At 61.3% G+C, this 9,939-nt stretch carries 6 protein-coding genes; 2 read left to right on the top strand and 4 right to left on the bottom strand.

Annotated features, from left to right (window positions below; genetic code table 11):
• Positions 1 to 538 precede the first annotated feature (538 nt).
• The 4 genes from QQJ86_RS10250 to QQJ86_RS10235 all read right to left on the bottom strand — a co-directional run bounded on the left by QQJ86_RS10250 (position 539) and on the right by QQJ86_RS10235 (position 7,145).
• A complete protein-coding gene (locus tag QQJ86_RS10250; protein WP_284320841.1) occupies positions 539 to 2,122 on the bottom strand; it encodes a response regulator in 1,584 nt (527 codons plus the stop codon).
• 152 nt (positions 2,123 to 2,274) lie between these two features.
• Entirely contained in the window at positions 2,275 to 2,721 is a 447-nt protein-coding gene (locus tag QQJ86_RS10245) for a response regulator (protein WP_284320840.1), read from the bottom strand.
• Positions 2,718 to 4,481, bottom strand: coding sequence for a sensor histidine kinase (locus tag QQJ86_RS10240; protein ID WP_284320839.1), 1,764 nt, complete (start codon positions 4,479 to 4,481; stop codon positions 2,718 to 2,720). Before QQJ86_RS10240 ends, QQJ86_RS10245 begins: the two co-directional genes overlap by 4 nt.
• A 333-nt stretch (positions 4,482 to 4,814) precedes the next feature.
• Positions 4,815 to 7,145 (bottom strand): GH92 family glycosyl hydrolase, encoded by a 2,331-nt coding sequence (locus QQJ86_RS10235; protein ID WP_284320838.1) that lies wholly within the window; start codon positions 7,143 to 7,145, stop codon positions 4,815 to 4,817.
• Between the two features lie 235 nt (positions 7,146 to 7,380).
• On the opposite strand from QQJ86_RS10235, the gene QQJ86_RS10230 reads away from it, so the two are divergent.
• Both QQJ86_RS10230 and QQJ86_RS10225 read left to right on the top strand, forming a co-directional pair.
• The gene (locus QQJ86_RS10230) at positions 7,381 to 8,430 is read left to right on the top strand and encodes a LacI family DNA-binding transcriptional regulator (protein ID WP_284320837.1); all 1,050 of its coding nucleotides are present in this window, start codon (positions 7,381 to 7,383) and stop codon (positions 8,428 to 8,430) included.
• A 217-nt stretch (positions 8,431 to 8,647) separates the two neighbouring features.
• Positions 8,648 to 9,892 (top strand): sugar MFS transporter, encoded by a 1,245-nt coding sequence (locus QQJ86_RS10225; protein WP_284321005.1) that lies wholly within the window; start codon positions 8,648 to 8,650, stop codon positions 9,890 to 9,892.
• The last annotated feature ends 47 nt before the right edge of the window (positions 9,893 to 9,939 follow it).

The raw sequence follows: 9,939 nt of genomic DNA, 5'->3' as shown, positions 1-9,939 counted from the left end.
TACCGAGAGCGGTGACGCTAACCAATTGATTTTATTTGCCGATTAACCGGACAGTACTGGCTGGCCCAAAGAAAAGTAACCCAAAGAAATGGCCTGAAGAGCTCATGGCATTGCATGGGTTACAAGCCTGAAGGATGACGCCTTGCTTTGATCGTTGGCGGGCCAAGCTTCCACCACCCCGCTATACCGCGAGGCGTCGAAGCGCTGAGGACTTAAGGCAGATCTCGGCAAAGCTCAGCCTCTGGGCAGGCACGCTTTAAGCCCTCAGGGCTTCGACGCCTCGCGGTATAGCGGGGGCGTCGAACCTTGGGCGAGCAACTTTTGACCTAGCCATAGACGTCCAGGCTTTTACCTTCCCCATGCTGTGAGCCTTTTAGGCCATTTCTTTGGGTTACTTTTCTTTGGGCCAGCAAAGAAAAGTGACCCGGTCGCTTCGCGACCGGAAGCGCCGCAGGCAATGCCCCAACACCTCGACATACACAGCTAAGGCGAGACGCTAATCAGGCCGGTGGGAGAGGGGCCAGTTCGAATGGCGCCATCAATGCCGCGATTTTTCCCTACCGTCACGCAACACATCGCGCACCGCGTGCAGCAACGCCCGCGTGCTCACCGGCTTGTTCAAGCGCCGCAGCCGGTTGCCATCGGGCATGCGGAGTTTCGGCGAGTCCGGTGGGGCGTCCGCGCGGCATAGCACCAGCACGCCGCTGCGATAGCCATATTGGCTCAACGCCGCCAGCGTGCGTTCGCTGGTGAAAAGGCTCATGTCCGCATCCATCACCACCAGGTCGGGCAGGCCGCAGGCTTCGATCCACTGCAGCGCGGCGGTGCCGCTCTGGCTTCCGTGCACCTCGTAGCCCCATGCATCGAGCGTGTCGCTCAGCAGCGTGAGCTGGCCGGCCTCTTCCACCACCAGCAGCACGTGCTCGGCGTTGCCGTGCAGATTGGTGTCGACTTCCGCCAGATCGGAGATTTCGGTGATCGGACGTGCAAGCGGAATATAGAGATCGAAGCAGCAGCCTTCGTTGATGATGCTATCCAAGCGCATCACGCCGCCGTGGCTGTAGACAATGCGACGGCACGACAGCAAGCCTAAACCCGTACCGCCTTCCTTGGTGGTGAAGAACGGTTCGAACAGCCGCTTGCGCACTTCTTCCGTCATGCCGACGCCGGTGTCGGTCACCGTCAGGCGCACGTACTCGCCAGGCAATGCGTCTTCGTGTTCAAGGAAGAAACCCTGATCCAGCTTCACGCTGCCGGTGGTTACGCGCAGGACGCCACCGGCGGGCATCGCCTGGATCGCATTGAGGCAAAGATTGAGCAAGCACTGCTGCAGTTCGGTGTGATTGCCTTCGAAAGTGAGCTGTGGATCGGACACTTCGATGTCCAGCGTCACCGTACGCGGCACGCTGCCCTGCAAGAGCAACGACAAAGCGTCGACCAGCGCCTGCACTTTCACTTGCTCGGCACGCCGCGCGCCGCGGGCAAACGACAGCATGGACTGCACCATTTCCAGCCCGCGCCGCCCACAATCGCGCACCAGCACACCCAGTCGCGCAAGGCGCGGATCGTCCTGGTAATCCTGCAGGCTGTCGCCGGCCAGCAACAACGGCTGCAACAGATTGCGCAGATCGTGGCTCAAGCCGCCGGCGAGCATGGCGAGGCTTTCGAAACGCTGGATGCGGATCAGCTCCGCTTCCGCACGTGCACGCGCACGCTGTTCGTCTGCTTCGCGCATGGCGCGGCGTACGGCGCTCGCCAAACGCGCAGGATTCTGTTTGAGGATGTAATCGGTGGCACCTTCACGCAGCGCAGCGATGGCCGCTTCTTCACCCAGCGTGGCCGATACGTAAATGAAGGGAATGTCCGTGCTGTGATCGCGCAGCAGTTCGAGCGCGCGCTGTCCGGAAAAACCGGGCATGCTCAGGTCCGAAAGCACGATGTGCGGCTTGAATGCCTTGAGCGTCTCCACGAACGCCGGCTCGTCGTCGACCAGGCGCACTTCGTAGTCGATACCGTCGGCCTGGAGTTCGGTGAGCACCAGTTCCGCGTCGAGCGGGCTGTCTTCTACCTGCAGGACTCGTATCCGCGGTAACGCGCGTTGTTGGTTGGACTTATCCGGCATCCCTTGGGTTCCAAGTGAACGCAATCATCATATTTCAATCGGCAGGGCGTAAATCGGGAACCATCCATCGTAAATAGCCAAAGGCAGCCATGCGCAAACCCGCCGGACCCCGCTCTCTATTCCCGATTGACGATTGACGCTTCCCGCCCTGCCTACCCCTGTTCCGGCGCTTGATTCAGCACGGCCCAGAACTGGCCGAGCGTGCGTACCGCCTGAAAAAACTGCCCCACATCCACCGGCTTGATCACGTAAGCGTTTACACCGAGATCCCAGCTACGTGCCAGATCACTTTCCTCGCGTGAAGAGGAAAGGATCACCACGGGCAGGTGCCGGAAACGTTCGTCTGCACGCATCTGCTTGAGCACGTCCAGCCCGTTCATGCGCGGCATCTTGATGTCGAGCAGCACGACGACCGGATCGCCCTCAGAACGTCCGGCAAAGCTGCCGCGCGCGTAGAGCCAGTCCAGGCCATCCACGCCGTCCTCGACGTGGACCACTGGATTGGCCAGATGGGCCTGGCGCAGGGCGTCGACCGTCATCTCGGCATCGACGGGGCTGTCTTCGACTAGCAGGATGGGGCGTAGAGGCGTGTGCTTCATAACGATGACGATGGCGGTTCAATGGCCGACAACGTGAAGTGAAAACGGGCGCCGCGGCCTGGTTCGCCTTCGGCCCAGACCCTGCCCCCGTGACGCATCACGATGCGCCGCACGTTGGCCAGGCCGATACCGTTGCCCGGAAACTCGCTGGCCTTGTGCAGCCGTTGAAATACACCAAAAAGTTTTTCGACGTAGCGCATATCGAAACCGGTGCCGTCGTCGGCCACGGTGAATTCGTAGTCGCCGCCATCGGCCTGCTGCACGGAGACGTCGACATGCGCGATCTCGCGCTGGCCGGTGTATTTGACGGCGTTGCCGATCAGGTTTTGCCAGACGGTGCGGAGCATGTTCTCGTCGCCGACCACCACCGGCAGCTGATCCACATGCCACACGATACGCCGCCCGGGCGCTTCCGATTCGGCCAACGCGCAGGTTTCATTGACCAGCGCGCGCATATCCACCGCCTGCAGGCGCAGCGCGCCGCGCCCAAGACGGGAGAACACCAGCAGATCCTCGATCAGCTGCGCCATGCGGTGCGAGGCGTCGCGGATCACGCTGAGGTAATGGTGGGACGTGCCGTCGACGTCTTCGCCCAGGTGATCCTCGAGCTTTTGCGCGAACGCCGTGATGTGCCGCAGCGGCGCCCGCAGATCGTGCGAGACGGAATAGCTGAAGGCTTCCAGTTCGCGGTTCACGTCGGAAATTTGTGCCACCTTGCCTTCGAGCTGGTGATTGAGCTCCTTCACCTGCAGCTCGACCAGTGCCCGCGCAGTGACGTCGCTGACCGTCAACAGCAGTACCGGGCTCTCGCTGTCCTGCTGCTGGAGGCGGCGTGCATTGATCACCACATGGCGTTCGACGCCGTCGATGGTGCGCTGGGTCAGTTCGAAATCCCACAGCTCGCGATCGCGTAGAAGCACGTCGCGCAAGCGCTGCAGCAGCACTTCGTCCGCCCATGCGCCCTGGCCGAGGTCTTCCAGGTATTCGGCGCGGCTTTCCTCGGAGACGCCGTACAGCTCGCTGAAAGCCGCATTGACCAACAAGGTGCGCAGGTTGTGGTCGAGCAGTGCGATCGGTTCACGCACCGCCTGCAGGATCATTTGCGAGCGCTGCACAGCCTGCCGTTCGCGCACTTCGGCCTGCAGTCGACGGCCGATCTGCCGCTCGGAAACAATCACCACGATCATCAGCATCAGAAGCTGTGCCGCTGCGGTCAGCGTCAGCACCAGGCGACTGTTGTCCGATTGCTTGCGCGCCGCCTCACGACGCTGCTGCAGCGCCAATTCTGCAGCGGCGACGATCTTGTCGGCGATCTCGTCGACATGGAACAGTGCACTGGCATCGCGCAGGGCCTGCTCCGCCCCAGCACGATCGTTGTGCTGGTAGCGCTGCATGGCCTGATGCAGCAACGCCAGTCGACCGTTCTCCACCGCACTCAGCTGTTCCACCAGATGTTCTTGCGCGGCGTTGTCGGCCGTCATATGCCGCAATTCGTCGAGCTGGCCGGGGATGCTGTTCTCGGCACTCAGCGCAATCGTTTCGGCGTGACTGTACGGGTCGTCCGCCAGCAGATGTTGGATGGCCGATTCGGCGGCGTGCGTCTGGTCGGCAATGCGATAGACCAGCGCCTGGACTTCGGCCGAACGGGTGACCAGTTCACCAGCTTGCAGGGATTCCTTGGAGCTGCCGCGCGTGATCATGTACGGCAGGGCCACGATGACCAGCACCGCAAGCAACAGGCCGCCGGTGCGCCAGGGCATCGCCGCTACTTGTCGCATTCCCCCTGGAATCATCGGCCCTTGATCCGTGCACGCTCCGGCATGATGCATGCATTCTGCGCATGTTTTGCGGCCACTGACCAGTGTGAAGAGGTTTCATTGACATGAAAGCACTTCACATGGGCGTTGGCGCGCACCTCGGGGCTTCAACGTGTCCTTCGTTCGAATTTCGGAGGAAAGGCGCGCAAATAGCTCCCATCAAGAAATCAGACGGAAGAGCGTGTGCGAACCCCACCTGTGAGGACCATGGATATCTGCACAACTTCCGAGATCGCAAAACGAAACGTCAAGCCAGCCTGCTTCAAGGGCCAGGTATCACTTGTAGGGACTCATCGCCGTGGGCCGCGCCGTGACCGCCTGCCCCCACTGCTTGTTCGGCTCCGCGTGCATCGTGAAATGCAGCTCGCCACCTGCAAGGATATCGGCGTGTTTGAGGTACACGCGATCCAGCGGCTTGCCGTTCAACGTGACTTCGCCCACGTAAGGATGCGCATCATCGAACGGCGTCGCGGTGATGGTGAAGGTGTGACCATTCTCCAGATGAATCGCCGCGCGCGGCACGAACGGTCGGCCGATGGCGTATTCATCGCTCGCCGGCGTGACGGGATAGAAGCCCAACGCGGTGAAGATGTACCAGGCGGACATCTGGCCCAGATCGTCGTTGCCGATCAAGCCCGCCGGGCCGGGACCGTATTCGTTGTCCATGATCTGCTTCAGCCGCTGCTGCGTTTTCCACGGTGCACCGGCGTAGTCGTACAGATAGGCGATGTGGTGGCTGGGCTCGTTGCCGTGTGCATACCAACCGATCAGGCCGGTGATGTCCTCCACGTTCTTGAAGATGGACGGATCCACCTTGGCGTCGAACAACTCGTCCAACTTATGCGTGAAAGCCGCATCGCCGCCCATCGCGGTGATCAGGCCGGCCACGTCCTGAGGCACATACCAGGAGTACTGCCAGGCATTGGCTTCGGTGTAGTCGTCGCCATAGCCGGCGCTGGCGGGATCAAACGGCTCGCGGAACTTGCCGTTGGTCAGGCGTGCGCGCATGAACCCGGTCTTCGGATCCCACACGTTGCGCCAGTAGCCGGCGCGCTTCTCGAACGTGTCGTAGACGTCGTGCTTGCCCATGGCCTTGGCCATCTGTGCGATGGCCCAGTCGTCGTAGGCGTATTCCTGGGTTTTGGAGCCGCCCTCTACTTCCTTGTCGATGGGCACGTAGCCGAGCTTCATGTAGTCGGCCAGATCGCCGTAGTCGCCGTACGTTGCGGTGGACACCATCGCCTTCAGCGCCTTGTCGGTGTCGTAGCCGCGAATGCCCTTGATATACGCATCGGCGATGATCGCTACCGAGTGATAGCCGGTCATGCACCAGGTTTCCAAGCCCTGATACGCCCACACCGGCAACATGCCGAACGGGCTGGCCTGCTGCGAGGCAATCAGCGAGCGCACAAAATCGACGCTGCGATCCGGATGCATCAGGATCATGAGCGGCTGCTGGGCGCGGTATACATCCCAGATCGACCAGCTCGAGTAGAAATCGAAGCCTTCGGCGTGATGCACCTGATAGTCAGGGCCGCGATAGTCGCCATTTACGTCCATGCTCAGGCTCGGCGAAATCAGCGCGTGATACAGGGCGGTGTAGAACTGCGTGCGCAACGCTTTCGGGCCATCCACGTCGATCGGCGCAAGTGCCTTGTTCCAGGCCTCCTGCGCATCGTGACGCTGCGCATCGAAATTCCAGCCCTTGCCGTCCTGATCGAGATTGGCGATGGCATTGGCTTCGCTTACCGAAGAAATCGCCACCTTCGCCAGCAACGGCGCTTTCAGTTCGCCGAAGTCGAACACGCCCACGATGGCACGACCGTTCTGCGCGTTCTGATCCTGCGACTGGTAGCCCGGCCCCTTGAAGCCTTTGTAGACCAGATCGGTTTCGCGGTTGTACAGCTCGCGCGAGGTCATCGGCTGATTGAAGCGCATGGCGAAACACAGCTCGCGCCCCGGCGCCCAGCCGCGCGTCGTGCGGCAACCGGTAACGGTGCCGTCCGCACGCACCTGCACGTTGGACCACAGCACTTTGCCCGGGTAGTCGTAGATGCTCGGGCGCAGATCGAGCAGCAGGTGCGCCGGCTTGCCGGCCGGGAAGGTGTAACGATGCCAGCCTACGCGGCGATTGGCGGTCAGTTCCCCACGCACCCCGTAGTCGGCCAAGGTTACGGCGTAGTAACCGGCCTGCTCCACTTCGCTGGCGTGATCGAAACGCGAGCGATAGCCGCTGCCCGGCACTTTCTCATCGCCCGGCTCCAGCTTCACCTCGCCGGCAATCGGCATCACCAACACGTCGCCCAGGTCCGAATGGCCGGAGCCGGAGAAGTGTGTATGCGAAAAGCCCATGATGGTGGGGTCGTTGTACTGGTAGCCCGCCGCCCATTTGTAAGCATGTTTGAAATCTGGCATCGCGGTGTCGGGCGAAAGCTGGATCATGCCGAACGGCACCGTGGCGCCGGGAAACACATGGCCGTCGCCGCCAGTGCCAATGCGCGGATCGACCTCGACCGCATGCGGCTCGCCGGCCCAGGCCGCGGACGAAGCACCTAGCGAGGAGACGAAAAAAACGCAAAGGCAGGAACGAAGCAGGCGATGGTTCATAGGATGGGGGCCTGTTAATGTCTTTGGTCGAAACGGACCGGGGGTTCGCAAAAAACCCATATTCGGCTTGTCATCATTGAAGGGACAGGCCGAAGATGGGGCTGGGCGGTTTGGATCGTTCCAAGGCGCCGGACGCTAACACTGGGGAAGGAGGCTTGGCATGCTGCAGTGCAGGATCACCAATTTGCAGGTTCGGGTACATTTGGATCGTTCCAAAGGCGAGGTTCTGGGATAAATGGGGAACACACCGCCGGTCGGCCGGAAGGTCACTCTGAGCGATATTGCCGCGGGTTGCGACGTCTCCCGCGCTACGGTTTCGCTTGTTCTGCGGGGCAGCCCGCTGGTCAACAAACACACCCGCGCGCGCGTGGAGGAAGAACTGCGCCGCCAGGGTTACGTCTACAACCGCGCTGCCGCGAATCTGCGTCGACGCACATCGTCGAGCATCGCGCTGGTGCTCAACGATCTGGCCAATCCGTTCTTCGCGGAATTCGCCGCGGGTGTCGACGAGATACTCGGCGACACCGGCTTCGTGACGCTGCTTGGTAGCACTGGCGAATCGACCGAACGCGAACTGGCTGTGCTCGGTTCGCTGATGGAACACGGCCCAGCCGGCATCATTCTGTCGCCCGCCGAAGGCAGCGATGCGCAGCAGATTCTTGCTGCAGTCGGCTCGCTGACGCCGCTGCTGCTGTTCAATCGCGAAGTAAGCGGCGATGTCGCCTCGTGTGATCACTGGGATCGACTGTTCCTGGACAACCAACGCGGTGCGCGCCTGGCTACCGAACATCTGATCGAGCAAGGTCACAAGCGCATCGCGTTCTACGGTGGTCATCTCGGTTCCAGTTCCTGCCGCCAGCGTCGCGCGGGTTATGTCGAAGCGATGAAAGCCGCCGGCCTGCCGATCGAACAAAGCTGGATCGTGGAATGCATTCCCAACCGCCTGGATGCGGTGGCGCACAGCGAACAATTATTCAACGGCAAAACCGCACCAACCGCTGCGGTCTGCTACAACGACGCGGTAGCGCTGGGCCTGATGCTGGGATTGCATCAGCGCGGCCTGCAGCCGGGCAGCGATTTTGCCCTCACTGGCTTCGACGACATCGCCGAAGCCGCAGTCAGCGCACCGCCGCTGACCACGCTGGCGGTGACGCCACGCGACCGCGGTCGGCAAGCCGCGGAATTGATCTTGCAGCGCGTGCGGGATCCTTCTCCTCCACCTCGTCAAACCATCGCGCCCGTGCAATTGCTGGTACGCGCAAGCAGTTGTCCGCCTCACGACTAAGAGCCTGCTTAATGTCTCAACGTAGCCCTCCCAGCCCTTGAGTAGCCGTCATGCGCCACGCACGACGACCTGACGACTACTCAAGGGCTAAGCGAACCACGCTGAGACACTAAACAGGCTCTGATCATCGGATTTCATCATGGCTTTTACCGCAGCTACTCCGCCGTCCTCGGGATTGTCGACGGCCTCCAACGATACCCGCTACACGTACTACCCCATGGCGCTCACTGTCATCACGACGGTGTTCTTCATGTGGGGTTTTCTTACCTGCCTCAATGACATTCTGATTCCGCATTTGAAGGCGGTGTTCGAGTTGAATTACGCGCAGGCGATGTTGGTGCAGTTCACCTTCTTCGGTGCGTATTTCCTGATGTCGCTGCCTGCGGGCCGCGTGGTGGCGCATCTGGGTTACAAGAAGAGCATCGTGACGGGCCTGATCATCGCCGGCATCGGTGCACTGGGTTTCTGGCCTGCGGCTGGCTTGCGGTTGTATCCAGCATTTCTCGGCGCGTTGTTCGTGCTCGCCACCGGCATCACGGTGCTGCAGGTGGCAGCCAATCCGTATGTGGCGCTACTTGGACCTGAAAGAACCAGCTCCAGCCGCCTCACGCTGGCACAGGCGCTCAATTCGTTCGGCACAACGATCGCGCCGCTGTTCGGCAGCCTGTTGATCCTGTCCACCAAGGTGAAGAGCGCGGCTGAAATTGCCAACCTTTCTGCAAGCGAGCAGATTCTTTACCGCGCTCAAGAAGCGCAATCGGTGCAGACGCCTTACATCGGCCTGGCCATAGTGCTGGTGCTGCTGGCGATCTTCGTGTGGCTGTTCCGCCTGCCCACGCTGGACGAAAGCACCGAGAAGGCCGATGTCGGTCATCACACGCTGCTCGATGCGCTGCGCTATCCCCATGTGCTGTTCGGCGTGCTTGGTATCTTCTTCTACGTGGGTGCAGAAGTATCGATCGGCAGCTTCCTGGTCAATTACCTCTCCGGTCCGAACATCGGGCACATGAGCGAACAGCAGGCCGCACATTACGTGTCGTTCTATTGGGGCGGTGCCATGGTCGGCCGCTTCATTGGCTCCGCGCTACTGGCGACGATGTCGCCGCGCAAGCTGCTAGCTGCATTCTCCGCTGTCAACGTCCTGCTGCTGATCACCACCATGACCACCAGCGGCAACGTCGCGATGTACAGCATCGTAGCGATCGGCCTGTTCAACTCGATCATGTTCCCCACCATCTTCTCGCTCGGCATCGAGCGCATGGGCCCGCTCACCGGCAAGGCGTCGAGCCTGTTGATCATGGCGATCGTCGGTGGCGCACTGGTGCCATGGCTGCAAGGTGTACTGGCGGACAGCATCGGCATCCAGCACGCGTTCGTGCTGCCGGCGCTTTGCTACGGCTACATCGTGTTTTACGGCTTGCGCGGTTCGGCTATTCGCAGCGCACCCGTCGCTGCGCAGTAAAGCTCAAGTGCCCTCTCCTCTTTAGGAGGAGAGGGCTGACGTGAACG

Origin of the sequence: Dyella acidisoli (assembly GCF_030160295.1) — a bacterium.
In the GTDB taxonomy this organism is placed as follows: Bacteria; Pseudomonadota; Gammaproteobacteria; order Xanthomonadales; family Rhodanobacteraceae; genus Dyella_B; species Dyella_B acidisoli.
This window is presented reverse-complemented; position numbering and strand designations above follow the sequence as displayed.

Bases quoted from the DNA above. Each gene is read 5' to 3' on its own strand.
- QQJ86_RS10245 (WP_284320840.1), bottom strand. From the start codon at position 2,721: ATGAAGCACACGCCTCTACGCCCCATCCTGCTAGTCGAAGACAGCCCC.
- QQJ86_RS10250 (WP_284320841.1), bottom strand. From the start codon at position 2,122: ATGCCGGATAAGTCCAACCAACAACGCGCGTTACCGCGGATACGAGTC.
- QQJ86_RS10240 (WP_284320839.1), bottom strand. From the start codon at position 4,481: ATGCCCTGGCGCACCGGCGGCCTGTTGCTTGCGGTGCTGGTCATCGTG.
- QQJ86_RS10225 (WP_284321005.1), top strand. From the start codon at position 8,648: ATGGCGCTCACTGTCATCACGACGGTGTTCTTCATGTGGGGTTTTCTT.
- QQJ86_RS10235 (WP_284320838.1), bottom strand. From the start codon at position 7,145: ATGAACCATCGCCTGCTTCGTTCCTGCCTTTGCGTTTTTTTCGTCTCC.
- QQJ86_RS10230 (WP_284320837.1), top strand. From the start codon at position 7,381: ATGGGGAACACACCGCCGGTCGGCCGGAAGGTCACTCTGAGCGATATT.